General features: G+C 67.5%; 23 protein-coding genes and 1 pseudogene. 11 read left to right on the top strand and 13 right to left on the bottom strand.

Features of this window, described 5'->3' with window-relative positions; all coding sequences use genetic code 11:
- Positions 1-306: 306 nt before the first annotated feature.
- Positions 307-453, top strand: coding sequence for a hypothetical protein (locus OG584_RS30610; RefSeq protein ID WP_405782689.1), 147 nt, complete (start codon positions 307-309; stop codon positions 451-453).
- Between the two features lie 529 nt (positions 454-982).
- On the top strand, positions 983-1,171 hold the full coding sequence (locus tag OG584_RS30605; protein ID WP_405782688.1) for a hypothetical protein: 189 nt from the start codon (positions 983-985) through the stop codon (positions 1,169-1,171).
- A gap of 56 nt (positions 1,172-1,227) precedes the next feature.
- Here OG584_RS30605 and OG584_RS30600 read toward each other — a convergent pair whose 3' ends face one another.
- From OG584_RS30600 to OG584_RS30590, 3 genes are all read right to left on the bottom strand, one after another.
- The gene (locus tag OG584_RS30600) at positions 1,228-1,707 is read right to left on the bottom strand and encodes a VOC family protein (protein ID WP_405782686.1); all 480 of its coding nucleotides are present in this window, start codon (positions 1,705-1,707) and stop codon (positions 1,228-1,230) included.
- A 950-nt stretch (positions 1,708-2,657) separates the two neighbouring features.
- Positions 2,658-3,542: a helix-turn-helix transcriptional regulator gene (locus tag OG584_RS30595; RefSeq protein ID WP_405784364.1), complete on the bottom strand. Its 885-nt coding sequence runs from the start codon at positions 3,540-3,542 to the stop codon at positions 2,658-2,660.
- 41 nt (positions 3,543-3,583) lie between these two features.
- On the bottom strand, positions 3,584-4,405 hold the full coding sequence (locus OG584_RS30590) for an SDR family oxidoreductase (RefSeq protein WP_405782685.1): 822 nt from the start codon (positions 4,403-4,405) through the stop codon (positions 3,584-3,586).
- Between the two features lie 337 nt (positions 4,406-4,742).
- On the opposite strand from OG584_RS30590, the pseudogene OG584_RS30585 reads away from it, so the two are divergent.
- From OG584_RS30585 to OG584_RS30575, 3 genes and pseudogenes are all read left to right on the top strand, one after another.
- A pseudogene (locus OG584_RS30585) lies at positions 4,743-5,111 on the top strand (IS1380 family transposase); the annotation flags it as partial.
- Positions 5,089-5,400, top strand: a complete 312-nt coding sequence (locus tag OG584_RS30580) for a hypothetical protein (RefSeq protein WP_405784442.1) — start codon at positions 5,089-5,091, stop codon at positions 5,398-5,400. The pseudogene OG584_RS30585 and the gene OG584_RS30580, both read left to right, overlap by 23 nt.
- 222 nt (positions 5,401-5,622) lie before the next feature.
- Positions 5,623-6,006 carry a VOC family protein gene (locus OG584_RS30575; RefSeq protein ID WP_405782683.1) on the top strand — a complete coding sequence of 128 codons (384 nt, stop codon included), beginning with the start codon at positions 5,623-5,625 and terminating at the stop codon, positions 6,004-6,006.
- A 170-nt stretch (positions 6,007-6,176) separates the two neighbouring features.
- Here the strand turns inward: OG584_RS30575 and OG584_RS30570 are convergent, their stop codons facing one another.
- Positions 6,177-6,983, bottom strand: coding sequence for a lysozyme (locus tag OG584_RS30570; protein WP_405782681.1), 807 nt, complete (start codon positions 6,981-6,983; stop codon positions 6,177-6,179).
- A gap of 507 nt (positions 6,984-7,490) precedes the next feature.
- On the opposite strand from OG584_RS30570, the gene OG584_RS30565 reads away from it, so the two are divergent.
- Complete coding sequence (locus tag OG584_RS30565; protein ID WP_405782679.1) at positions 7,491-8,564, top strand: NlpC/P60 family protein; 1,074 nt, start codon at positions 7,491-7,493, stop codon at positions 8,562-8,564.
- A gap of 4 nt (positions 8,565-8,568) precedes the next feature.
- Positions 8,569-9,480 (top strand): hypothetical protein, encoded by a 912-nt coding sequence (locus tag OG584_RS30560; RefSeq protein ID WP_405782678.1) that lies wholly within the window; start codon positions 8,569-8,571, stop codon positions 9,478-9,480.
- An 85-nt stretch (positions 9,481-9,565) separates the two neighbouring features.
- Here OG584_RS30560 and OG584_RS30555 read toward each other — a convergent pair whose 3' ends face one another.
- From OG584_RS30555 to OG584_RS30545, 3 genes are all read right to left on the bottom strand, one after another.
- Positions 9,566-9,943: a hypothetical protein gene (locus tag OG584_RS30555; protein WP_405782676.1), complete on the bottom strand. Its 378-nt coding sequence runs from the start codon at positions 9,941-9,943 to the stop codon at positions 9,566-9,568.
- A 264-nt stretch (positions 9,944-10,207) separates the two neighbouring features.
- Positions 10,208-11,179: an ArsR/SmtB family transcription factor gene (locus OG584_RS30550; RefSeq protein WP_405782674.1), complete on the bottom strand. Its 972-nt coding sequence runs from the start codon at positions 11,177-11,179 to the stop codon at positions 10,208-10,210.
- A gap of 620 nt (positions 11,180-11,799) precedes the next feature.
- Complete coding sequence (locus tag OG584_RS30545; protein ID WP_405782673.1) at positions 11,800-12,318, bottom strand: hypothetical protein; 519 nt, start codon at positions 12,316-12,318, stop codon at positions 11,800-11,802.
- 328 nt (positions 12,319-12,646) lie between these two features.
- Between OG584_RS30545 and OG584_RS30540 the strand changes: the two genes are divergently transcribed.
- Together OG584_RS30540 and OG584_RS30535 are read left to right on the top strand one after the other, a co-directional pair.
- Positions 12,647-13,585 carry a phosphotransferase enzyme family protein gene (locus tag OG584_RS30540; protein ID WP_405782671.1) on the top strand — a complete coding sequence of 313 codons (939 nt, stop codon included), beginning with the start codon at positions 12,647-12,649 and terminating at the stop codon, positions 13,583-13,585.
- Between the two features lie 187 nt (positions 13,586-13,772).
- Positions 13,773-16,133, top strand: coding sequence for a GH92 family glycosyl hydrolase (locus OG584_RS30535; RefSeq protein ID WP_405782670.1), 2,361 nt, complete (start codon positions 13,773-13,775; stop codon positions 16,131-16,133).
- A 122-nt stretch (positions 16,134-16,255) separates the two neighbouring features.
- On the opposite strand, the gene OG584_RS30530 is transcribed toward OG584_RS30535, so the two are convergent.
- The gene (locus tag OG584_RS30530) at positions 16,256-16,747 is read right to left on the bottom strand and encodes a MarR family winged helix-turn-helix transcriptional regulator (RefSeq protein ID WP_405782668.1); all 492 of its coding nucleotides are present in this window, start codon (positions 16,745-16,747) and stop codon (positions 16,256-16,258) included.
- Positions 16,748-16,901: 154 nt separating this feature from the next.
- Here OG584_RS30530 and OG584_RS30525 point away from each other — a divergent pair, with 154 nt between their 5' ends.
- Complete coding sequence (locus OG584_RS30525) at positions 16,902-17,885, top strand: phosphotransferase family protein (RefSeq protein WP_405782666.1); 984 nt, start codon at positions 16,902-16,904, stop codon at positions 17,883-17,885.
- A 623-nt stretch (positions 17,886-18,508) separates the two neighbouring features.
- Entirely contained in the window at positions 18,509-19,807 is a 1,299-nt protein-coding gene (locus OG584_RS30520) for a hypothetical protein (RefSeq protein WP_405782665.1), read from the top strand.
- Between the two features lie 150 nt (positions 19,808-19,957).
- On the opposite strand, the gene OG584_RS30515 is transcribed toward OG584_RS30520, so the two are convergent.
- From OG584_RS30515 to OG584_RS30495, 5 genes are all read right to left on the bottom strand, one after another.
- The gene (locus OG584_RS30515; protein ID WP_405782663.1) at positions 19,958-20,515 is read right to left on the bottom strand and encodes a GNAT family N-acetyltransferase; all 558 of its coding nucleotides are present in this window, start codon (positions 20,513-20,515) and stop codon (positions 19,958-19,960) included.
- Positions 20,516-20,761: 246 nt separating this feature from the next.
- Complete coding sequence (locus OG584_RS30510) at positions 20,762-21,469, bottom strand: glycerophosphodiester phosphodiesterase (protein WP_405782661.1); 708 nt, start codon at positions 21,467-21,469, stop codon at positions 20,762-20,764.
- On the bottom strand, positions 21,466-22,833 hold the full coding sequence (locus OG584_RS30505) for an ABC transporter substrate-binding protein (protein WP_405782660.1): 1,368 nt from the start codon (positions 22,831-22,833) through the stop codon (positions 21,466-21,468). The genes OG584_RS30510 and OG584_RS30505 overlap by 4 nt, the downstream gene beginning before the upstream one ends.
- Positions 22,830-23,732, bottom strand: coding sequence for a carbohydrate ABC transporter permease (locus OG584_RS30500; RefSeq protein ID WP_405782659.1), 903 nt, complete (start codon positions 23,730-23,732; stop codon positions 22,830-22,832). Before OG584_RS30500 ends, OG584_RS30505 begins: the two co-directional genes overlap by 4 nt.
- Positions 23,729-24,688 (bottom strand): carbohydrate ABC transporter permease, encoded by a 960-nt coding sequence (locus tag OG584_RS30495; protein ID WP_405782657.1) that lies wholly within the window; start codon positions 24,686-24,688, stop codon positions 23,729-23,731. The genes OG584_RS30500 and OG584_RS30495 overlap by 4 nt, the downstream gene beginning before the upstream one ends.
- Positions 24,689-25,170 lie beyond the last annotated feature (482 nt).

The raw sequence follows: 25,170 nt of genomic DNA, 5'->3' as shown, positions 1-25,170 counted from the left end.
CGTTCAACACTGACATGTGATGCTTCGCGCGGCGTGAGCATGGCTGCTCAGAGGGGCTGAGTGCGGGGACGGATTAACGGATGCGGGCGGACGCGCTGGGATAAGGACATGAACTCCGCCCCGCAACTGTCTGCTGCTCCACAGCCTGCCCCGCCTCGCCCCGTCACCAGGTACTGCGTCGCCGGGCTCGTTCTGCTCGTGCCGATTACCGTCGGTGCGTGGGTCGCCGTACTCGCCACCGCTCGTGGCACTGACTGCATTGAGTACAGCGAGCGGTGCTCTACGGTCCCAGGTTCGGCTCTCTACGTGTGCTTCTGGGTTGCCGTCGCAGCCGGTCTCCTGGCGCTGGAGTGGCCCTGGCCCCGGTGGGTGCGGGCCAGGGCCGCGGTCGTGGTGCTGCAGTGGGGTGTACAACTCACTCTGGGCGCGCTGATCCTGAGCCGCGGCATGTAGGGGGGTGCACCCTTCTGAACTTCGGACTATCGACGTTCAGCTCACGCGGGGGGACGGGCTCAACAGGTCGGGACGCCCGGCTGGCTCTGTTCACGTCGTAGGCATCGATAAAGCCACCCGACGGGTCAAGCCCTTCCGTCGCCACGGCGTGGCGCGGCGACCTCCGTGCCCCTCGGCGTGCTGCGCCACCCGTAACGAGCAGATCTTCCGGCCACATCACACAAACGAGTAAATATGGATTAGGGGCGCATTCCGCCACCCGCGACTCGACTTCTACAGCCAGGGCGCCCATACCTAGCGCACGCGAGGCATTGGCGAATTACCCTCAATAGTGATCAATCTGTGCCGTGTCGCGATTGCCGCCCATTAACTGGTTGATCATTTAGCGTGGATGCGCTTGTTAAGTTGCTGCCATTACCTAAGGGTTGGGTCGTGGGTTGACGAGCAGCAATGGTCGGTCGGCAGGATCAAGATGTGTACGACGCCGAAGCCAGGCTCGTGCCGTCTTCAAGTGAGCATCATGAAGGGCGTGAGCACTATCGCCCACAAGGACGGCGGCTGGGGATCCTGCAAGAAGACCCTGGGACCCACGCACAAGTGCTCAAACCTGGTGTTCAAGGTCGTGTACTACACCGAATACATACTTCAGGTTGAGTACAAGGGCCAGCACGCCTCGAAGATTCTGCACAGCAAGAAGGAGACCGTCTACTGCGGTTAGCCACCACGACGTGGGGTCCAGCTCCTTCCACGAGGAGCCGGACCTCACGTACTTGCTTACCGCTTAATCCCGGAGAACGACTCGGAAACCCGATCGCTGAGGCCCTCGGCCGTCGATCCATCCGGACCATCGGAATCGCCTTCGAGCCGCTTAACCACCTCGGAAACCTCACGGTCGCTGGACTCAATGCAAAACTCGTTACCTTCAGGATCGGCCATTACAACCACGCCAAGACTGTAACTTTCCATAGCCCAACGCTTTTCGATGACAACCGCCCCGAGCCCCGTCAGCCTGGAAACCTCGTCTGCGAGCGACCCTTGCATGGGATTCAGCCACAGCCGCACCCGGTTTCGCGGCCGGTCAGAGGCCCGCTCTTCGACAAGGTAGAGCGACATCGAGTGTTCGTCACCGGGCGACGCAATATGGACGCCGTCTGTACCGGGGCCGATCGGAGCTTTCAATACGCCGCTCCAGAACTTGCCCAACTCCAGAGGATCAGAGCACTCAATTTCGATCACACGCATCGCTAGGCCCATGCCACCACGTTACCCGTGGAACACGGTGGAGATAGCTGAACCCTGCACACAGAACCACGTCGGAGACCGCCGCGGGCGCGCCCGCCCTGCGCGGCGCAGCATCCGCGCTGCCACGGGTTCACGGCGGTGGGTGTACTGGAACAGACGTGAGCGGGCGCCTTCCTCGTCAGTCCCAGGGCTTCTGCGACGGCCTCGTTCGAGACCGCGTCGGCCCGCACATACTGGGCCGCCATCTCCCCCGGCCTCGCGGGTTCTTCGCTCCAGGGCGGCCACCGCTCTCAGCGCAGCCAGTGGCACATCAGCAGCAAGAGCAACGAGGCGCTCCCCCACCTGATCGAGGAGCGCTGCAAGGTCGTCGGGCAACGGGGCCGAGCGGGCCCTGACTTACGACATGTGCTGGTCCCAGTCGCCCCCGATTCTCCGGTCCGGGCGAATTCGGCCTCTATTACCACTACGGAGACAACGGGAAGACGCGCCTGTCGCCAGCCGTCGAGTTCCCGGAGCCCAATGAGGTTTACTCACGATCGACTGCGAGCTCGCAGGAAAGGGACGGATTCGACCTGACGGGTAATGGGGTGGCCGTTGGCCACCGCCCCATTACCCCCGTGAGGGAGATCAATTTGGGTGAAACCTTCCCTGATCCTCGTTGTGATTCTCGGCTCCGAGGCGCCGCGACCCGATAGACCCGGAGCCTGGCGCGCGGGCCGACAGGGCTCGCCCCGCCGGGGCCGCAAGGCCCCCGGCATGACCGGCGAGAACGCGGAACTGGTGGTCGACAAGGCACTTCGGAGATGCAATCTCCCCATGCCGCGGCGGCAGTCTCATCCGCGTTCGGTGATCCGAACCTGATCGCGTACTGCGGGCTGGAGCCGGTGGTGCGGCTGGCCGAGCGGTGCAGTCTGCCCGCGCTGGTCGGGGAGATGGACCCTAGTACGGCTGAAGGGGTTGGACTATCCGTTGTGTGGTTCGAGTTCGGTCGCCAGCGTCTGTTGGGTGGCCGCCCACGACGCCAGGAGCGCCAATTTGTCGGCGGTCGGTGTGCCCGCGGGTGCGGTGTAGATGTTGAGGTGCAGGCCGGGTTCCGCGGGCAGTTCCAGGGATTCGACGTCCAAGTCGAGTTGGCCCACGATCGGATGGTGCATACGCTTGCGGCCGGACCGGTGCAGCCGCACGTCCTGCGATGCCCACCGCTGCCGAAATAGCTCACTGCACGTTGACAGTTCGCCGACTAGGGCAATCAGCTCCTTGTCGTGCGGATTGCGACCGGCTTCCATGCGTAGCTTCGCGGCCACGGCCCCGGCAACTTGGTCGTAATCGACGAAGAGATCCCGGGCCGCCTCAGGGTTCAGATAGACGAACCGCGCTGTGTTCGCGGGTCGTCGCGGGTCGGCCAGCACCGGTGAATACAGCGCGCGAGCGAGTTGATTCATAGCGAGCACGTCATAACGGCCGTTACCGATCCAGGCCGGCGCATCGGAGATGGCTTCGAGCACCTGCTGCAGTGTCGAGCGCACCGTCACGGCAGGCCTGCGCCGGCGTGGGCTGCGGGGCGCCCTGGATTGGCGCGCGAGGTGGAACAGGTGGTCGCGCTCGGCTTCGTCGAGCTGCAAGGCAGAGGCCAAAGCCTCGAGCACGCCGTCGGAGGCACCGGCGAGGCTGCCGCGCTCCATGCGCACGTAGTAGTCGACCGATACCCCCGCCAGGAGCGCGACCTCCTCGCGGCGCAGACCTTTGACCCGGCGGTTGCCGCCGTAAGCGGGCAGGCCCGCCTGCTCGGGTGCGATGCGGGCGCGACGCGAGCTGAGAAACTCCCGGATCTCGGTGCGTGGATCCATCGTGGCCATCTCCCTACAATAGGCCAGTTCAGCCGTACTGGTCAGTGGCCCACGACGGGGGGAGTACCCGTTGCAGTCGTCGCGGTGCCGCCATCTACCGGGATGATGGCACCCGTGAGGTAGGCCCCAGCCCGGCTGGCGAGAAACACGGCGATACCCGCCATGTCGTCGTCGCGGCCGAGCCGGCGCAGTGGGGCAGCCGCCGCGATCTTGTCGCCGATGGCATCGAGCGTGGCCCCCATCATCTGCGACGGGAAGACTCCCGGTGCTACCGCGTTCACCGTGACGTGCTGTGGGCCCAGCTCCCGGGCAAGCACTCTGGTGAGTTGGTGGAGTGCCGCTTTGCTGCTGGCGTACGAGTAGGTGGGCGCCTGGGCGACGTGGATGGCGGCGATACTGCCGATGTTGATGATCCGTGCCGGATCATCGGCGGTGCCCGCCTTACGAAGTGCCGGGAGCAGTGCCTGCACCAGCCAGAACGGCGACTTGAGGTTGAGGTCGAGCACTGCATCCCAGGCCTCGTCCGGAAACGTCTCCAGCGGCTCGCTACGCATCGCTCCCGCGTTGTTGACGAGGATGTCCAGGCGTTCCGAGTCGGCCTGGACAAGATCAGCGAGGCGCTGGCACTCGTCGTGCCTGGACAGGTCGGCGGGAATTGCTTGGACGTCGCCGAATTCGGATAGCAGCTGCTGTGCCTCCGCGCACGTGTCTGCGTCGCGTGAGCTGATGACAACGCGGGCGCCCGCCTGGAGAAGGCCGCGCGCTATCATCATCCCAATGCCCTTGGTGCCGCCAGTGACAAGTGCGTACTTCCCACTCAGATCGAAAAGTTCTGTGTGAGTGGTGAATTGGTTTTCCGTCATTGGTATCCGTTCCTTCTGTCGTATCAGAATGCGCCGACACGGTCACGCACTCGGGTCAGCAGCTGCTTCGAGCTGATGGAGGTAAAGCTGCAGCGCGTTTCCATGGAGTGCTGTCGGCGCTTTCGACCCACGCCAGGTTGACAGGGGTTTGGAACGTCGGGGAGACCCTGGTGATACAGGCACTGTCAGAACCCCCCTTGCCTGGTGCGCTGAGTGCGGATCACCCCGGCTCGATGCCGGTGGATGGTTCACCCAGAAACGAAGAAGTGCCTTGCGACCTGCGATGATGTGGTTTGTCTAGGACCACATCAGGCACGATCGGCAAGGCACTTCCGAGATGCAAAGTTCCCATGCCGCGGCGGCAGTCTCATCCGCGTTCGATGATCCGAACCTGATCGCGTACGGCGGGCTGGAGCCGGTGGTGCGGCTGGCCGAGCGGTGCGGTCTGCCCAAGCTGGCCGGCGAGCACGTCCGGCTGCCCGATTCGCAGGACGGCACCGGCGCCTTCCCAGCGGCGAAACTGATGTCGCTGGTGGGCGGCATGGCCGCGGGCGCCGACAGCATCGACGACATGGACCGGCTGCGGCACGGCGCCATGGGCCGCCTGTTCTCCGGAGTGCGGGCCCCGTCTACGTTGGGGTCGTTCCTGCGCTCCTTCACCCACGGGCATGTGAAGCAACTGCATGCCGTGGCCCGCCGGTTCCTGCACGAACAGCGGCTTCGCCCACGCGCCGTCCGGCCATTTCCAGACCAATGCCGCGTGGCTCGCCCTGGCGGCCTGGCGGCCTGGCGGCCTGGCACACAACCTGACCCGCGCCGCTGGCGCCCTGGCCTCCGCGTTCCTTGCCAGGGCGACCACCGCCACCATCCGTGATCGCCTGATCAACGTGCCCGCCCGCCTGGCCCGCTTCACCCTGCACCTGCCCGCGCGCTGGCCCTGGAGCGAGGACTTCACCCAACTGTTCAGCATGGTGCATGCACCACCGGCCCTCTGACACTCCCTGACCGACCTGCCCGAAAGGGCCCGAGACCTGTGGCCAGAGTGGAAGAGCTGGGCAGACCAGCGGCCGCCCCATGCCCGAATCCGCAACTCAGCCCCAACACGGCCGGCACGACCCCGAAACGATCAACCGGGAATCAAGCCGGTGGATCCGGGCTCAGCCCGACCAGCCGCAGAACAGTGGCGATTCCCGGCGTCGCCCGGCACAGTAGGCGCAGTGATCGGACATCTGTACGCCACGGTCATCGACTGCCCCGACCCATCGGAGCTCGCCGCCTTCTACGAGAAGCTCCTGTCGCTCTCGCGGCTGGAGGACGCTCCCGATTTCGTGGTGCTCGGCAGCCCGACGGGTGCGGAAGTCGTGGCATTCCAGAAGGTCGAGGACTTCGGACGGCCGCAGTGGTCCAACCCGGAGCGGCCTCAGCAGATGCACGTCGATGTCATGGTCAGCGATCTGGACGTGGCCGAAGCACAGGTACTCGCGCTGGGCGCCACTCTCCTCGACGGGTCGGACAAACCCATCGGATACCGGGTGTACGCCGACCCCGTGGGCCACCCCTTCTGTCTCGTCACTCCCCAGCAAGTGACGGCAGCCGGCTGACAGCACCAGCCGTACCGACTCCCGGCAGGGCCCCGTGACCGCTGTCAGCTCCGGACTCGCTTCCGAAGCTCGTTGAGACGTACGGAATCCGGCAGGGGCCGTCCGCGCTTCGGTGTCGCCGTGTTGCCGTGTTGCCGTGTTGCCGTGTTGCCGTGTTGCGAGAAGGCCGGTCAGCCGTTTGCGAGGGCCTTCAGGCGGGCGAGACTCCCGTTGAACCGGTTGTGGTCGCCGACCGTCGCGCCCTTGGACGTGTACTGCCATACGGTCTGGTACTTCCAGCCCGCTGGCAAGGCCCCGACGGTCGAACCGTAGTGCGGCACCCACAGCGGATTGGTCCTGCTGAAACCGGAGTTGTTCCCCGTACAGGTCTTCCACCAACTGGTGGAGGTGTACAGGACGACATCCCGGCCGGTCTTCGCCTTGTAGGTCCTGGCGAAGTCCCTGACCCAATTGACCATGCCCTGGCGGCTCAGTCCGTAGCAGGTGGCGCCGTAAGGGTTGTACTCCATGTCCAGAGCGCCGGGGAGGGTCTTGCCGTCCTTGGACCAGCCACCGCCATGAGCGACGAAGTACCGGGCCTGGACGGCGCCGCTGGAGGTGTTGGGAGTGGCGAAATGGTAGGAGCCCCGGATGATGCCGGCTTTGTACGACCCGTTGTACTGCTGCGTGAAGGACGGGTTCTTGTAACTGGTGGACTCCGTCGCCTTGATGTAGGTGAACCTCACGCCGGACTTCCGCAGCGAGGCCCATGCGACGCTGCCCTGGTGGCTGCTGACGTCGGCACCCTCCGTGCCCCTGACTGGGGTGAGGGTGACGCCGCTCTTGCTCGTGCCCTCATGCCTGAGGATCTGGGAGCCCGCGAAGTCATCCCCCGGGTGGGAGGGCACGGGTGCGTCAGGGGCGGCAGCGGCCGTACCGGACAACACGAGAGCAAGGGCGGGAATACCCACACCCAGAGCGGCTAGGACAGTCGACATCCGGCGAGGTGTACAGGCGGGCACAGACATGAGACGCCTCCAAGGGTCGATCTCAGCCTGCGTGGAGCCCGGGGGGACACACCGTTAGGCGCGCGGAAGGAGCGGCTCACGTCACCCGATACGCCGTACGGCGGACGGCGGCCGCGGTCGGGAGTGACCGGGACAACGCGGCACGCAGGCGGCAGGATGACACGCAGGGCACCTTGCCGGTGATCGCCCGCACAGCAATCGCCGGGCCGGGCTGGTGACGGCAGGGCTCACGGGGGGATCGGGATTTCCCGGTGGTGCAGGGCGGAGTGGGGACGGCGTAAGAGCACCGGGCACCGGCCGAGTTCGGCGGGCCAGTTGCCTGCGGGGACGTTGACACGCGCGAGGATACCCGGACCCGCCGTTCGAGTGAGGGTAGTGTGTTCATAGGTCGAACAGATCTCCGTATGACCGTGGTGGCGACCGGATGGCAGGTCGTCCGTTCGAGCTGCCCGCACGCGGCCTCTGAAAGTGGAGCTGATGAACGTGTCGACCGGCGGAGGACGCCTGCGAGGCCAGGTCTCCCTAGTAGCCCTTGTCTGCGCGATCGCCCTGATACCCGGGCCGAGTTACGCGGCTCCGAACGACCCCGGCTCGCGGGGCGCCGAGTCTGTCGAGCAGATCCGTCGCGAACTGGACGGCCTCTACCGCCAGGCGGAGGTGGCCACCGAGGCGTACGACGCCGCCAACGAGAAGGCGACCGGGCAAGCGAAACGGCTGGCGTCGTTGCAGGATGACCTCGCCCGCACCAAGGACCGGGTGAACAACCTGCACGACCTTGCGGGTGCGGCGGCCCGGACGCAGTACCGCAGGGGCGATCTCTCTTCCACTGGTCTCCAGCTCCTGCTCGGCGACCATTCCGACCACGCTCTGGACGAGGCCGCCCAGGCCCGTCAGGCCATGCTCGGCATAGTCAACTTCTCCAAGACCCAGAGGTCCGTCCGTGCGGAGCTCGACGGGCGTACCAAGGCCGCCGCGAAGGACCTGCGCGAGCTGAACCGCACCCGCGTGGTCAAGGCCGGCGCGAAGGACAAGATCGAGAAGAAGATCGCCGCGGCCGAGCGGATCGAGTCGGGGCTGCAGAAGGAAGACGCCCGTAAGCTGGCCCAGTTGGAGAGGCAGCGGACGGACGAGGCCAAGTCCAAGTGGCGGGGCGGCGGTTCGGCAGGCGGGAGCGGAGCGGGCCACGGGACGGCGGTGAGCGGAGCGGCCGGGAAGGCCGTCGCCTTCGCCACGGCTCAGATCGGCAAGCCGTACGTGTGGGGCGCCGTTGGCCCTTCGTCGTACGACTGCTCGGGACTCACCTCAACGGCGTGGGCGGCAGCCGGGCACCCCATCCCCCGTACTTCACAGGCACAGTGGCAGGGACTGACCCGCGTCAGCCTCTCGTCCGCCCGGCCCGGCGACCTGATCATCTACTTCAACGACGCCACGCACGTGGGCATGTACATAGGAGGCGGACAAATAATCCACGCCCCACGGCCCGGACGCACGGTCACGACCGCACCGGCCGCTTCCATGCCCATCCTCGGCGTTGTCCGACCCGGAGTCTGAGCCGATGTCCCACTCGCCGATACCCCGTGATGAGGGGAACCTGCCCGCGCTCAGCGCACCACCGCTGATCCGTCTCGACGCATACGTGGCCGAGGACGGGTCGACGGTGATCAACGGTCATCTCCTGGAGATGGGCGGCATGCGGCCGCCCAACGAGGCGATTCTCGACGCCATAACCATGTTCGCCCGCACTCTGGGGGCCCCGGTGGCGGCGACCGTCATCGACCGCAGCGTGCAGCAGGTGGCGCGGCTTCGGGTGTACCCCGACGGCTCCAGCCGGACCATCGGCGAGGAGGAGGACCTGCCGCCCGGACGCGAGCGAACCGCTGCGGAGGAAGAGGCGTTCCCTCCGCTCGCCCGCGTCGAACGGATCATCCAGCACGCGCAGCGCGAGGAGCTGCACGCCGCGTTCGTCCTCGCCGGCGCGCTGCGGGAGCACCTGACTCTGCGCAGGGGCGCGGAGGACGAACTCTCCATGGAAGCACGGGCGATCGAGGCGTACATCGCGTATCTGCGCGGGGAGTACATGGTCTCCACCGTCCTCGCACTGACCGTCGCGCGTATCCGCTGCCGCACCGACCTGAACCGGGCCGCCCCCGAGGTCGCCCGTGCCACCGCGGCGTGGCAACGGCTGTGGGACCAGGGCCAGGTGGCGGCGCGGGGACAGGAACTGCTGCACATGTGGGAGCGGCTGTCCGCGGAGGGCCTCCTGCAGGAGCCGTCCCATCGCGCCATGGCCCAGGCGGTACGGAGCCGGCTCGAACGGGGCAGCCAGTACGTGGAGGGTCCGAGTCGCGCACCGGCGGCGGCCCTGACCACGGCGCAGGGCCCGGCCGCCCCCGAGGACACGCCTCTCAAGCCCACCCGAAGGGGTTTGCGGCGCTTCACCAGGTGGCCGGGCCGGGCAGCCGACTGAGCCGGATCGCGCGCGGGGAGCGGGCACCGCTGTGGTCGCTCCCTGCGCCACCGCCCTGCTGGTCAGCGTGAGACCCAGTGACGTGCTACCAGTGTGTGTTCCAGGCGATGTAGTCGGGATAGACGTATCCACACACATACTTCCCGCTGTCCGTATACGCGCGAGCGGCCCACACCTGCTTGAAGTTGTTGTTCTGCTCCCAGTAGAAAAGGTGCAGCCGCTTTCCCTTCCGGAGGGTGGCCACGACTTGCGCCGTGCTGTTGTTGTACTTGCGCATGACCGTGTTGTTCTTGAGTGTGAGCACGTGCGTGCCCACGTCCCCGAGACCACCACCGCAGTCTGCCGCGACGGGGAACGGAGGCGGGGTGGAGCCGGCGCTCGCGGGCCCCGCGCTCGCGATGCCACCCAGGATTGCGCTCGCGGAAAAAATGAGCGCCACCGCAGACTTCGCGGTCTTGTGCACAGCATCTCCCTTTCGACGTACTACCTGGCACCCGTGCGGATGCCGGGACACCGAGTCTTCATGAGAGCTTCCTCGCGGGCCAGGAATTTCGGCCCAGCCCGAAACTGCCAGGTCCGGGCCCTGATACGCAGGGGCTCAGTGTCACCTGAGGGCCGTCCTCGACTGCTGTCACCGCCGATCCGGGCACGCAGTACAGCCCCGGCCCGTAGCGGCAACTCACACACCCGTCCGGGCCGGTGGCAACGGCCGCACACGCGCCGCACATCAGGAGTTCGAGCGGAGGAGCGCTGTCCCCAGGGGTGTGGGAGTGTGCAGGACGAGATTGCCGTGGCGCACGGAGACGATCAGACCGGCGTTCCGCAGGACAGAGGTGTGGAGGCTGACGGTGGGCGCCGCGACGCCGACCCGTCGCGCCAGCTCACCAGTGGTGCAGCCCTCCTCGAGGGCATGAAGGACCGCCGCCCGGCCTGCTCCCAGCAAGGCGGCCAGAGACTGGTCCGTGCCCTTGTTCCACAGGTCCGCGGGGTGCACCGCCGGATAGACAAGGACCGGCGGGAGTTCAGCGTCGATGTGGGTGACGGGAGTACGCCTGCAGAAGACCGAGGGGATCAGGAGAATCCCTCGCCCGTCCAGGTACAGGTCGCGGTCCACCGGGTATTGCGCTGTCAGGACGGGCGAGGACCAGCCGAGGGCGGGTCGGAGACTGCCCAGCAGTCCGTCGATCCCCCGGTCGGAGACCGCGCGCGCCCGCAGAGCCCGGTCAGCGGCGCTCAGCGCGCTGATCCGTTCCCATCGGCAGGCCAGAGCCGCCCGGTAGTAGGCACGTAGCGCGGACCCCAGTTCACGCAGGGCATCCACTTCCCCGTTTGCCAGCGGCCAGAGAGAGGCCGGCACCGTGGGGAGTACCGAAACGCCCTGCCGGAGACGGGACTTGGGCGTGCCCAGAATGGTCTCGATCGCGGTCTCGGGATCGCGATCGGTTCTCTGCGGAGTGAGGAAGTCGGGGAAGTCCCCTACCGGTGGGGCCAGATGGCGCAGCAGCGACAGGTGACGTCCGGACACACCGCTCAGCAGAGGATCGCGCGCCCCGGATGACCAGGGCCTCCCGAAGGCGGCACGGCCCCGGCCGCCGAAGAGCAGGTTCAGGCTGAGGACGATTTCCCACAGCGGGTCAGGCGCGTCGAGCACCCGCACCCGGGTCAGGTCCTCAGCCGTGAAATGGACCCTCAGTGCCATCGTGGTACCGCTTCCTCCTGCTCGGCCGTACGGATGTCTCCTTCGTGCGCACCATGAACCGGTGGCCGACTTCGGGGATCGGGCGGTATTCGCGCGTATCGGGTGCTGACACCGATCTGGCGCTCACGAATGTGATGTTGTTCGATTGGGTACTGATGAGACCAGGCTGCGCGCCTGCATCCCATGCACGGGCTCCACTTGTCCTACCTTCCAAGCGTGGTCCGACACGGTTATTCGTAAGATCGTCGGGCCCGGGAGTTCCGGGCAGGGCTGTGAGCCTGTCCCTCCGTTCACCGGCGCAACGGGACTTCGCGGCCCCCGAAGCCCCACGACGACCGGGCCGCTCGGGACCCGCCGAGGTTCGCCGGGTCGCATTAGGGGTCCTTGCACTATGAGCGCCCGATGAGGTCGCGTGGGCTGGTGCCGTGTATCGCAAGGCGCCGGAGAGTCCAGGATGGGGGTTCCCCCTGGCCCTCAAGGCCTTGGGGAGGAGCTATCTGGGCTTTTCGGCAACGGCGCGAGACGCGGTGCCAGCCCACGCGAGACGGGCAGCACGGGCACGTACGGGCACGGGCACGCACGGACCAGGCCGTACACGGAGCGACGGACTCCGCAGCGCGTCAGCTGTGTTCGGCGGCCATGGAGTCGAAGGTCTCCCGCATGCGCCGGTCGATGGTGCCTGGCTGTTCGGTCATGGAGTCGAAGAGGTCAGCCAGCAGCCACAGCACGAATGTGTGTACCAGGGCTTCCTGCGGAGGGATCCGTCCGAACTGATCCCGCCACGCCACGGTGTCCATGCCCATCGCCGCGGCCATGAGAACACCGGTGACCATCGGCACCTGAGCCGGATCGGCCATCTCGAAGGAGGGGAGCCTGCGGATCACAGCGGGGATCAGATCACTGAGCGGATCAAGACGATCCTCACCACCGTCCTGCTCGACCAACAGGTATCCGGTCAGCACGCCCACCAGGAAGACGGTGCCCCGGGACACCTCCTCATGCCCGTAGGCGTCCGTCGCGGCCCGGACCCGCTGCTGCGCCTGCCCGCGCTCCTCGGTGGGAGTGCTTTTCTCCAGGACCCGGTACGAATCCCATGCTGCACGGATCGCCCCATCCACGACTACGCCGTCACTGACCATGACCCGACCCTACTGAGACGACGCGCTGCGAGGATCCCCTTGAGGAAACCGGTTCGGCCGTGGACACGACCCCGATCGGGCCGCTTCCGTCCGCCACCTCGCTCGACCAACCGGCTCCCCGCACAGGCCGGCGTTCCAGCCGTGACTGCGCTCCACCAGCCCCCGGGGAATTCTTCGCCGTACAGGAACAACCGGACGGCCTTGCCCGAATCTTCCGGACCCACCGGTCCCGGGCGATCACCCAGGACCGGTATCACCGCGCTGCCAACTGACCGGCGTCCTGCTCCCACTACTGTTGTGGGTCGGGCTCCTCCGGAGAGGAACAGGCATGGACACTGACCGGTTGAGAGCCGTGCTCGCTCGCTGGGACGGTCGCGTGGCCTCGATCGAAAACCTTGCGGGCGGTTGGAACTCCACCACCTGGCTGGTCCATCTGGCCGGCAGGGACAGCGCCTCCGCCCGGTACGTGGCCAAACTCGCCGACTCCGGAGACGCCGACGCGTTCCGCGGAGGACTGCGCGTGGCCCGTGCTGCTTCCTCCCACGGCTTTCCCAGCGGCCCGCCCATTCCGGCGCGGGACGGGACCATGGCCGTGGAGCTGCCCGAAGGGATTCTCGCGCTGCTCGAATACCTTCCCGGCCGCCCGCCCGACACCGCGTCAATGGCGGACGTCCGGCGGGTGGGAGAGACACTGGCTCGCGCGCACCTGGTACTGCGGGGTGAGGACGACGAGCTGGGTGAGCGGTTCGCTTGGCCGTGGCCGTGGGCCAATCACTGTCTGCAGGAGATCCCCATGCCGGCGAAGGTCCGTGCCGCGGCGGCCCGCGCCCTGGAACAGGCCCGCAACATCCCGGACCACGCGCAGCTGCGCGTGGGCGTGGTCCACGGCGATCCAGGGCTGGACGGATTCCGGCTGCGGGAGGAGCGAGCCGACCGCCTGGACGGCCTGGTCGACTGGTCAGCCGCGATGCAGGCACCTCTGCTCTACGACCTGGGCTGCCTGTCAGTGATCACGCGCCACGAACCGCACCTGCTGCCATGGGCTCTGGACGGCTACCTGCGCGTGCTCCCCGACGCCTCCGGCGAACTCGTCCATCTCGATGCGTTCGTCAAACTGCGGTGGATGTGCAATGCCGTCTACTTCGCCGCACGCCTGGAGAGCGGGATCACCCGCGGCGCCGGATCCGCCGCAGAAAACCAGAAGGGCCTCGCCGAGGCCTACGAGGGACTGACAGCGGAACCGGCCGAGCCCCACGCAGCTCGCTGACCACAGCAGCGGCCAGCAGTGCGGCTGCCGCAATTGGCTCCCGAATCGTCGCGTAGCAGCAGGATTTGCGGCAGGCTGCCCGCTGAGGCCGGGGCAAATCGACCCTTGCGGTCAACCGGATTGACGGAGCAGTACTTGAAGGGCAAAGATCACAGGAATTGACAACGTTGTCACACGAAGGATCGCGATGAGACCATGGAAACGCGTGTTCGCCGCCCTGTTGCTCGCCACCACGATGGCCGCGGCATCCGCCACGCCCGGCGTCGCTGACGCCAAGGAGCGGGGACCGCAGTTCGCCGGTGACCCCACCAGGCTGGTGGACACGTCGATCGGCAACAACGGCGACGGGACCACCTTCCCGGGCGCCACCGTCCCGTTCGGCATGGTGCAGCTGAGCCCGGACACTCAGCTCAACCAGTACGCCTCCTATGACTACAAGCAGGACACGATCCTCGGCTTCAGCCACACGCACCTCTCGGGCGTCGGCTGCCAGACGATGGGCAACTTCCGTTTCATGCCGACCACCGGTGCGGTCACGTCATCGGACCCGGCCCAGTACGGTGCGAAGTTCAGCCACGCGAACGAGACCCGCGCGCCGGGTTACTACGGGGTGAAGTTCGACAACGGTATCCAGGCCGAGCTCTCCGCGACACAGCGAACCGGCCAGCACCGCTACACATACCCCGCCGGGTCAGGCCCCGAGAACGTGCTCATCGAGACCGGAGAGAGCAACGGCAGCACCTATGCCGGCGACGTCCACGTCGTCGGCAATGACACTGTCGAAGGCTGGCTCCAGGGCGGCAACTTCTGTGGTGAGACCGGCAAGGAGCGCTACCGGATCTATTTCAGTGCCAAGTTCGACCGCACGTTCTCGAGCTTCGGCACCTGGACCGACGGCACCATCACCCCGAACAAGCGCGACGCGTCGCGCGGCACCAAGCGGGCCGGCGCCTACGCGACATTCGACCCGTCCAAGGGCAAGCAGGTCGGCACTTCGGTGGGCCTGTCCTACACATCGATCGACGGCGCGCGCCTGAACCGCAGGGCGGAGCAGCCGAAGTCGTTCGACAAGGCTCGCACCGCCGCGCACAACACCTGGCAGGAGGAGCTGAACCGGATGCGCGTGGCCGGCGGCAGCACCTCGGACCAGCGCACGTACTACAGCGCGCTCTACCATTCGCTGCTGCACCCGTCGGTCGGGTCCGATGTGGACAACCGCTACCGCGGCTTCGACGACCAAGTGCACCGCGCAGATTCCACCTACTACCAGATGTTCTCGCTCTGGGACACCTACCGCTCGCAGAACCAGCTGGTGGACCTGCTGAACCCGGACAAGGCCACTGACATGGCCAAGTCGGTGCTGCACATCTACCAGGACGGCGGTTGGCTGCCGCGCTGGGCTCTCGGCAACAGCGAGACCAACGTGATGAGCGGGGACCCCGTCACGCCGTGGATCGTCGACATCTACAACCGTGGTCTGCTCGACAAACGGACCGCGCGTCAGCTCTTCGGCGCACTGTGGAAGAACGCCAACGATGTGCCCGCTGACCAGTCGATCTTCCGCGGCCGCGACGGCAACCCCACGTATGTCAAGAACGGCTGGGTCGGCTACCAGAATCTGCCGGGTTACAAGTACGGAGACAGCCGCCAGTCGGGCTCGGCCACCCTGGAGTACTCGCTCGCCGACTGCGCGCTTTCCACGATGGCCGACGGCCTCGGCTACAAGGACAAGGCCGCGACGCTCTCCTCTCGCTGCGACAACTTCACCAAGCTGTGGGACCCCACCGTCACCTCGCAGGGATTCTCCGGGTTCCCGGTAGCCAAGAACGCGGACGGCACCGTCGCAGGCGACCCCGACCCCGCACAGGCCGGCGCGTTCCACGAGGGCACCGCTTGGCAGTACGAATGGCTTGCCCAGCAGGACCCGCAGACGCTCTTCGGACTCATGGGCGGCCCCTCGCAGGCCGAGCAGCGGCTCGACAAGTTCTTCGACATGCCGACCGTGCTCACCGATCCGGCGAAGGCGGCTTCGGACTCGTGGGTGACCGGCGCGTACGACTACCACAACAACTTCGCGTTCAACCCGAACAACGAGCCCGACTTCCACGCACCATGGATGTACACATGGACCGGCGCGCCATGGAAGACGTCCGCGGTACTGCGCGCGATGCGGACCCTCTTCACCGACAACGTGTACGGAATGCCCGGCAATGACGACCTCGGCGCCACCTCTTCGCTGCTCGTCTTCGCCATGGCCGGCATCTTCGAGGCCCAGCCAGGCTCCGCCACCTACGTGCTCACCGCGCCCATGTTCGAGAAGGTCGAGGTCCGGCCCGAACACGGGCGCACGATCAGCATCGACGCCCCGGGCGCCAATGCTTCGAAGCTCCAGTACGTGTCATCCGTGGACACCGGCAAGGGAAGGCTGCGCCAAAGCTGGCTGTCCCACAAGGACTTGCTCCGCTCCGGCACGATCGACATCAAACTCTCCGACAAGCCGACGAGTTGGGGAGCCGACGCCGCCCCTCCGGCGATAGCCCGACCGTAGGGTCCGGGGGGGGTGCGGTCTCTCCCGTGAGGGGCCGCACCCCGGGACTTCACAGGTCGGTAACCGGTGACGCGGACGAACCAGGATGAGAGGCGTCCGGTCGAGTACGTACCCCGGCTCCGTCAGGAGCCCTTGGCATCCCCGATGTTGGCCACCATCCTGCGCAGGACCTTGAGCGTGGCCACGTACTCCTCGTCGCTTACGCCCTCATGGACCACGGCGCGCAGCTCGGTCACCAGCTCACGCAGCCTCTCCCTGGCAGCCTCCCCGGCATCCGTGAGGTGCAGCAGGTGCGCGGCGTCGATGCGCAGCCAGCCACGGTGGACCAGCTGGTCGACGACCCGCCCGATGTCATGCGGCCCGTCCGCGAGAGGCTGCAGCTGGCTGACGATCTCCTCGCGGCTCGGCGCCAGGGACCCGTCGTTCACGCGGTTCAACACCCAGTACTGCGGTTGTGTGGCGTCGATCCTGGCCATGGCGTCACGCAGATGCCGGGTGACGACCGCGTGGGCGAGACCGCTCCAGTACCCGACGGGCTGGGTGGCCAGCATGTCGTCGGAGGCGGCCGGATCGGCCGGTGCCTGATCGGTGAAGGTGTCCCTCGGGGGTTTCATGAACCGAAGCTATATCCCCCCAAGGACGCGAGACGTTCTGGCGTGGACCTTGGATGCCGCCTGGGCATCGCTCCTCCCCTGCCTGGATCAACGTGGGCCCGAGAGCCGGAGGTTGGAGCAGGCTTGCCGTCGCTGCCGACAAATGGCTTTGCGCATGCCGTCGTCCGGATGGTGGGGTGGCACGGTGATCAACCACGACGAAGTGGCGGCAGTACGCCCGTTGACCCTGGCTTGGGTGAGCCGGTACCTGGAGCCCGGTGAACGGATCGCCGGGGCCGAGGCGCTGCACGGCGGCATCACCGCCGAAGTGCGGCGGCTGACCATCGGCACGCGGGACGGAGGCACTCGTGACCTGGTGCTGCGGACCTTCGTCGACGAGGAGAGCGCCGAGGACTGGCTGAACAGGGAAGCCGGCGCCCTGACCTTCCTCAAGGGGACCGGCGTGCCCGCTCCCGAACTGGTCGCCGTTGATCCTGCCGCCGCGCATTGCGAGTATCCCTCGCTCCTCATGACACATCTGGCGGGCCGGACGGTCCTCGACGACGAGGGACTGGAGTCGCGGGTCCCTCTGCTGGCACGTCAACTCGTCTCGATCCACGCCCTGCGGCCACCCGAGCGGCCCCGAAGGTATGTGGCGTGGACGACCGCTGACACCGTCGTCGTTCCGAAGGACGCCGACGCGGCGGTATGGGAGGCAGCGATCGATGTGATCCGACGGCCCGCGCCTCCCTACGAGGGGCGTTTCCTGCACCGGGACTTCCAACCCGGCAACGTGCTGTTCGACGCACCGCCCTCAAGCCCGACAGGCCCCCGGCTCACCGGCGTCGTCGACTGGGCAGGTGCCTCCTGGGGTCCGGCGGACCTCGATGTCGCGCACTGCTCCACCAATCTCGCCGTGCTGCACGGTCCGACGTGGGGTCTGCGGTTCACCGGGGCATACGAGGAGGCCGGCGGGGTGCTGGCAGCAACCGCGGGCGAGCGGCAGTACTGGCAGGTGCGGGACGGGCTGGCGCTCTCGGAAGAAGTGCGGCAGGTGTCACAGCCATGGCGGGAGGCAGGGAGGACAGAACTGACGACGGGAGCCGTGGAGAAGCGGCTGGAGGACTACGTTTCCGCCCTGCTGAACGCGCTTGACTGAGCCAGGAGGGACAGAGGCGCGGGCCCGGAGGAAAACGGCGTTGCCCGTGCCCTGCCTCGATCCGGACAGCGTCATCACCCACCGCGCGACGCCCCCACAAGGGCTTCGTCAGGCCTCTCTTCGAGCACATCGTGAGCCAGAACACCGGGGCGCCTGCGTGACGGAAGCGTGCGTATGCCGATGGAGTGGGACGTCTCTGACGGTGGCCGGTCATCAGGTTGCCAGTGAGGTCATGGAGGATCCACATTGCCGTTGGGCCAATGACGATCATTTTCGCGAGTCGAGCAGATCCGCTCGCGCCGGAGCACCGCGGGTAATTGCCGGTTGCTGTTGATCGGGGGCGTCGGATCAGACAGCAGGCAGTGGTGGTGAGGGTCCTTGGCCTTCGGTGATGCCTTCACGGGCCCGACGCACGAGCCCGACGGAGTTCGCGCAGCCGACGTGGCGCGGGGGCTCCATCTCCGCGAGGCTGCCCTGCTCCCCGAACGCGTGTGCCCGACAGATAACCTCCTCGGACCGTCGACAGCGAGCGGCGAGGCGGTCCGCCACCGTTGCCCAACGCCTCGGTTGCCGGCCACGGGGTCGCGCGAATCGCCAGGACAGCCCCCGAGAGGAAGGACGAGATGCCGGACGAACCGGAGAGCACCGGGCCGGAAGCTCCAGAGATGGAGAGCACCGGGCCGGAGAGCTCCAGGATGGTCAACCCTGGGCCGGCGGCCCCCGAGGGGGATGGGCGCCTACGGCAGGCTCCCGCCCCCCGGCCCGACGCGCTGGAGCGCTCGGGCCGGATGCGCCGGTTGTCCCGTAGCCGGAGTGGCATCGCTGTCACCGGCGCGCTCGTCGGGGCGCTGCTGGGGTCAGGCGTCATGGCGTGGCGCTCCGATGAACTGCCCTTCGTGGCGCGGGACGTGTGCTGGGGTTCGCTCTCGCCCGATGTCGAGCACGCGCTGTTCTCGGACACGGACGTCCGCAGCCGTGAGCTGCCGCTGCGCCGGGCCACAGAGGACCCCATGCACACGGAGTGCAGCATGCAGGGGTTCGGGGCCGACGAGCTGGAGTCGGAGGTCACGGCGTCGGTGCGGACGCTGGGCGGGTTGCGGGGCGCGCAGGCATGGAGCTGGACCGAGGAGTACCTCTCCTCCCGTATGACGCCGCTCGGCGAGGGGATCACCGGTATGGCTTCCTCCACCCGGGCTTGGGTGGCGCTCCCCGCGAGCTGTGAGGAACGACCGTACGAGCCGGGCGAGAAGCCGCCGTTGCGGGTGGTCACCCTCGCCTCGGACGAGGCTGACCCCGAGGGCCAGAACGTGGTCGACGCGCGGCGGGGCCTCGACGCGATGTCCCGCGCGGTCGTGCGGTTGGCCAACGGGGTCATGGAGCGATACGGCTGCGACGGCACGTACTCCGACCCGCCGAAGCTCCGCCGCGCCCCGGAGGGCAACGAGCTGCCGGACGTCGACGCCGACCGGCTCTGCGGGATCCAGGGCGTCCGACTGCCCAGGTGGGCTCAGGGGCCCGAGGCGAAGGTCGTAGGCACCACGCCGGGCACAAAGCCGGGCGCGTCCCCCGCAGACGGAATACGGGCGTGCGACGTGCGCCAGCCGTTCGGCCCGGACAGGCTCCGGCTGATGACCGTGGCGGAACCGGAGCTGGCCGGCGTTGTCTCCCGGGTGCTCGGAAACCGGGCCACGCGTCTGGGTGGTGACGGGCAGGGCGCCTACGCGGGCGGCCTGAGCGTCTACACGGCGGACTGCCGGTCCGGGCGGGTCGCGTTCGTGGCGTATGAGCCGGGGAAGGAAAGCGAGTCGCACGACGACAAGTCACTCGCCCTTGCCGTTCTGCCGTCGTACGTCAAGGCGGAGGCGAAGCGCGTCGGCTGCGGCGAGATGAACGTGAAGGTGCCCAGCAACCCCGCGCCGTGAGGATGGCCTGGGCATGGGGCGGGGAGCCGGTGATGACTCCCCCGGCGGCAGGCAGGCGCGAAGATCCCCCGGGCAGATGCCCACCGGTGGTGAAGGGCTGGACCGCAAATCACGTCGGCACGCACGAACAGGGGCGCTGCCGGAACGGACTCAACCGTCCGGCGCTCTTGGAGACCGCACGCCGAACCACTGTTCGGCGCCCCACTCCTTGAACCGTTGCACCTCGGTGAACCCCAGCTTCGCAGCGAGCCGCATCGAGCGGAGGTTGGCGGTCTGCGTGCAGAGCACCACCGGCTCACCGGGAAACGCACCGGCGAACCAGTCGAGCGCAGCCGCACACGCCTCGGCTGCGTACCCGTGCCCCCATACCTCCGGCAGGAACAGATAGCCGAGTTCGGCCTCCCCGGAATCCGGGCGGACATGGCTCCGATGCTCCGCGTCACGCCGGTTGAGCTCGATGGTGCCGATCATCGCTCCGTCGAGCTCGACCACGAAGAGACCGGGGCGTCGTCCGGGTGTGCCGGGCAGCGCGCGCTCGAACTCGGCACGCGGTCGGGGGCCACCGATGTAGGTACCCACCTCCGCCGACGTGAACAGCTCGATGACCGCCGGCCGGTCCCGGGCCTCGGACTCACGGAGCACGAGCCGCTCGGTGCTGATCGGGTCAGGTGGCCAGGTGGCGGGTTGCCCGGTGATCTCATCCGGCATGGATGCCGCTCCTGATCCTCTCGGCCACCGCGAAGCGCGTCGGAGCACCCTGCGGGATTCGTTCGTGGAAGTTCCGTACTCGCGGCCCGGGTTGTGCATGTGCCGGACCGTGCGGGGCCAAGGGCCGGGCCCCTCGGGAGGCCCGTGGCCGGCCGGGAGCCGTGCAGGTCCCGGCGGCCGGGTCCGCTCGGTGGCCGCACGGGCCCGGCCTCCTCCTCCCACCGCAGAGAAGACCGGGACCGGTCGTCAGCCGCCGGATGCGGCCAGCCACTCGCCGATCCGCCCCGGATAGTCCGTGGTCACGGCGTCCGCTCCGATCTCCACCCAGCGGAGCAGCTGGGCGCGTTCGGCGGTGGGCCAGGCATCCACCTGGATGCCGGTCTCGTGACAGCGGTCCACGAGGTCCCGGGTGAGCTCTGGCTTCAGCTCCGGGCACACCCAGGTGGCCTTGAGATCGAGCGCATCCTTGATCATCTCGGCGCCCGGATGGTGGGTGATCAGGCCTCGGGGGACGTGCGGCAGCCACCGGGCGGCCTCTTCCACCGCGGCCTTGCTGAAGGAGGTCAGCACCACCGATCCGGGCAGCGGGGTGCGGCGCTCCCGTTCGGCAAGCGCCTGCACCGCCTCCAGGGCCTTGATCTCGATCTGAACGATGTCCCCGCAGACTTCCATCGCCTCGTCGAAGCTGGGTATGCGCTCCCCGTCTCCGGCATCCAAGGCCTGCAGGCCGGCCAGGGTGAAGTCGGCGACGAGGCCGGTGCCGTCGGTCGTACGGTCCACCGCCTTGTCGTGGATGACGACGAGGTGGCCGTCGGAGGTGAGGCGGATGTCGAGTTCGATGCCGTCGGCGCCGAGCGCGAGAGCCCGCCGGAAGGACCGCAGGGTGTTCTCCGGCTCTTCGGCCCGGGCTCCACGGTGTGCGTACACCACGGGACGCCTCAGGGGGTGGTTCACAAGTGCTCCTCAATCATGGGGCCGTAACGGTCGACGCCCTTGCGCAGCTGATCGGCGACCTCCGCGAAGGCCTGCTGTGCGGGGGTATTCGCCGACCATATGCGCTGCAGAGCGGTGTAGATACGTACATTCGCATTCGGAATCGTCATGCGCACCTGGTCACAGGGGCGTGTAAGGTCCAACTGCCTGACGGCCGTGGCGAAGGCCGGTTCGTCCTTCATCAGCTTGGCGAGGGCGGGCTCCTTGACCGCAGCCGGCACCACGGGCATGTAGCCGGTTTCGACGGCCCACTGCGCGGCGTTCTCAGGGCGGGCCAGGAAGCGCACGAACTGGACGGCCGCCTCCTTGCGTTCCCGCGGCACTCGCTTGAATATGCCCAGGCCGCCACCGCCGGTGTTGACCGCGAACTTCTCCTTCTTCGGCAGGAAACCGGTACCCAGCTCCCAGCCGTTCGCCTTCGCCATCTCGTTGATCTTCTTCAGCCCACCGGTCGAGGTGACGAGCGTGGCGATCAGCTGGTTTCCCAGGTCGGCGGTCGGCTCGGTCGCCATGTAGGCGATCCTGTCCTTGAAGACCAGCTTGCGCTGCCACTCCCCCGCCGCCACGGCGCCGCCCTCGTCGATGGTGACGTCCAGGCCCTTGGAGTACGCTCCGCCCCACTGCCAGGCACTGCACTGGAACTGCCAGTCCCCGTCGACCGCCTGGTAGGCCTCCAGGGCCACCCGCTTGCCGCCCACGCTCTGCCGGGTGATGTGGCGCGACCAGTCGTAGAGCTCGTCGTAGGTCTCCGGGGGGCGTACCGGGACGCCCGCCTTCTTGAAGAGGGTCTTGTTGTAGTAGAAGAGCGGCGTCGAACGGGCCAGCGGCAGCCACCACGTGTGCCCCTTGCGGACGCCCTCGCCGAGCAGCCGGGGATTGTAGATCCGCTCCAGCTCACCCCGTGTGAAGTAACTGTCCCAGGGTTCCAGGGCGTCACCGAAGTAGAACTTGTACCACTTGACGTCGGACAGCACGCACAAGTCGGGGGCCTGGGCGCCGAGAAGACTGATGACCGCCTTCTGGGCGCACTCGTCGTAGGTGCCCTGGAACTGCACCTCCACGTACACGTCCCGCTGCTCGCGGTTGAAGGCGTCGACGAGTTTCTGCAGAGCCGGACCCACCGGATCCGCGAACGTCGACCAGAGCACCACCCTGGTGCGCCCGCGGAACGCATCGGGTACCGAACCTCCGGGCTGTGTGACGGTCCCCGTGGTCTGACCGCAGGCACTGAGCGCCGCGGCCAGTCCCAGCCCCGCGCCTGCCCCGAGCATCCTGCGCCTGTCGAGCACGGGCCCCGCGAACTCCCGCAGCGAAGTCCGCGTCATTTTCCGGCTCCCTGGGTCAGCCCGGCGATGATGTAGCGCTGGGCGAAGAAGAACATGACGAGTACCGGCACGATCACCATGACGGCGCCGGCGAGGATCGCTCCCCAGTTGGCGAAGGTCTCGGTGTTCTTGAGGAAGAGCAGACCGATGGGGAGGGTCCGCATGTCCGCGCTGCTGGTGACGATCAGAGGCCAGATGAAGTCGTTCCACTTGCCGACCATGACGACCAGGGCGACGGTGATCACCATCGGACGCGACATCGGCAGCACGACCCGGAAGAGGATGCGCAGGTGCCCCGCCCCGTCGATCTTCGCCGCGTCCATGATCTCCTGAGGCAGTGTCAGCATGTGCTGGCGCAGCAGGAAGGTGCCGAAGACCGAGCCGAGGCCCGGAGCTATCAGGCCCGCATAGGAGTTGACCCAGCCGAGCTGGGCGATGGTCAGAAAGTTCGGCAGCAGCGTGACGTGGCCGGGCACCATCATCGCGCCCAGCAGGAACAGGAAAAGGACCTTCTTGCCGGGGAACGGCAGGAACACGAATGCGTAGGCACACAGCAGCGCGGCGACCAGCTCGATCGCGGTGCCGGTCACTGACACGATCAAGGAGTTGAGGAAGAACCGGCCGAACGGCGCGGCACTCCAGGCGTCGGAGAAGTTGGACCAGCGCAAATCCGTGGGGATCCAGTGCGGGGGGTAGCTGTAGATCTGCGGGTTGGTCTTCAGCGCCGAGGAGATCAGCCAGTACAGCGGGCCGCCCGCGATGACGGCGACCAGGACGAGCAGCGCGTACAGGCCGAAGCGCTGGGCGCGGCGGCTGCCTGAGCGGGCACCGGGTCGGCTGCCCGTGGCGACCGGGCGGGCGTCCGGCAGGGCATCCGGCAGGGAGTCGGCGACGGTCACTGGTAGTGCACCTTTCGCTGGAGGAAGCGCGCCTGGAAACCAGTGATCAGCAGCAGCACCAAGAACATGATCATCGCGGAGGCCGATGCACGGCCCGCGTCGAAGGTGCGGAAGCCCTGGTCGTAGATGAACCAGCTGAGGATCGATGTGGAGGTGCCGGGCCCGCCGTTGGTCATCACGGCGATCACATCGAACGCCTGGAAGGTGGTGATGGTGCAGGTCACCAGCAGGAAGAAGGTGACGGGCGAGAGCAGCGGCAGGATGATGCGGCGCAACCGCGTCCACGCTCCCGCCCCGTCCAGAGCCGCCGCCTCGAACACGTCCCTGGGCAAGCCCTGCAGACCGGCGAGGTAGACCACGGCGACGAAGCCGGTGTTCTTCCAGAGGTAGACCAGGACGAGGCCGGACAGCGCCCACTTGGAGTCGGTCATCATCGCAGGCGCGGCCAGGCCGAGGGGGGCGAGCAACGGGCGTATGAGTCCGTAGTTGGGATCGAAGATGAACAGCCACAGGGTGCCGACCGCGGCTCCGGAGAGCACGTACGGGGCGAATGCCAGCGTCCGCACGACGTTCCGCCCGCGCAGCCGCTGGTTGAGCAACAGGGCGGTGGCCAGGCCGAGTACCAGTCCGCCCGCGACGATTCCGACGACGAACAGCACCGTCGTCCACAGGCTGCCGCGGAAGTCGGGGTCGGCGAACAACGACGTGTAGTTGTCCAGGCCGATCATGTGCCACGACGAGGAAACCATGTCCCAGTCGGTGAGGCTCAGATAGCCGTTGTAGATCACCGGCCAGTAGGCGAAAACCAGCAGGAAGAAGAAGTTGGGTGCGGCGAAGGCGGCGAACAGCAGGTACTCGCGCCGCCGGCGCCGTGCGCGGGTCCGGGGCCCTGCCGCACCGGCAGTCGCCGGACTTGGCGCGGCGGCTCTGCCGTCCTGCATCAAGTCGGTCGTCAAGACAGCGTTGTCCTTCCGGTGGAACGTACAGCGCCCCCGGCTGGGCGCAGTGCCGGCCCTAGGAATACCAACAAAGTGAACGAGAAGAGAACACCGCTGCGTGTTACGAATTGGCAGCCCGGACGCCCGGCGGTCTCCGTGCGGTACCTGTCTCTTCCGCCCTGATCAGCTACTTTCCCGGGTATCAGGGGGTCGTTTTCCGTCTCACATCCATCGTGTGATGATGGGGCCGAACCAGGTGTACGGTGCCGCTTGAGCCCGCGGCGCCGCGTGGCGGGGCCACCGGTCCACCCGCCCTTCCGCGAGGCCGAGCGGCGCCGCCAGGACGAGCCGGTGGTGGCGACCCCTTAGCGAAGGCAGCCCGCGCCTTCACCCTGCCGGTGGCACGGGTGAAGGCGGTGAAATGCTCCCCCAACAGCCCCTGCCGCGTGAGGGATTCGGCATCGTGACCGGTACGGGCGGTGACGCCTGATGTGCGGCCC

The sequence above is a fragment of the Streptomyces sp. NBC_00859 genome (assembly GCF_045161865.1).
Classification (GTDB): Bacteria; Actinomycetota; Actinomycetes; order Streptomycetales; family Streptomycetaceae; genus Streptomyces.
The sequence above is the reverse complement of the archived record's forward strand: the minus strand, read 5'-3'. Positions and strand labels throughout refer to the sequence as shown.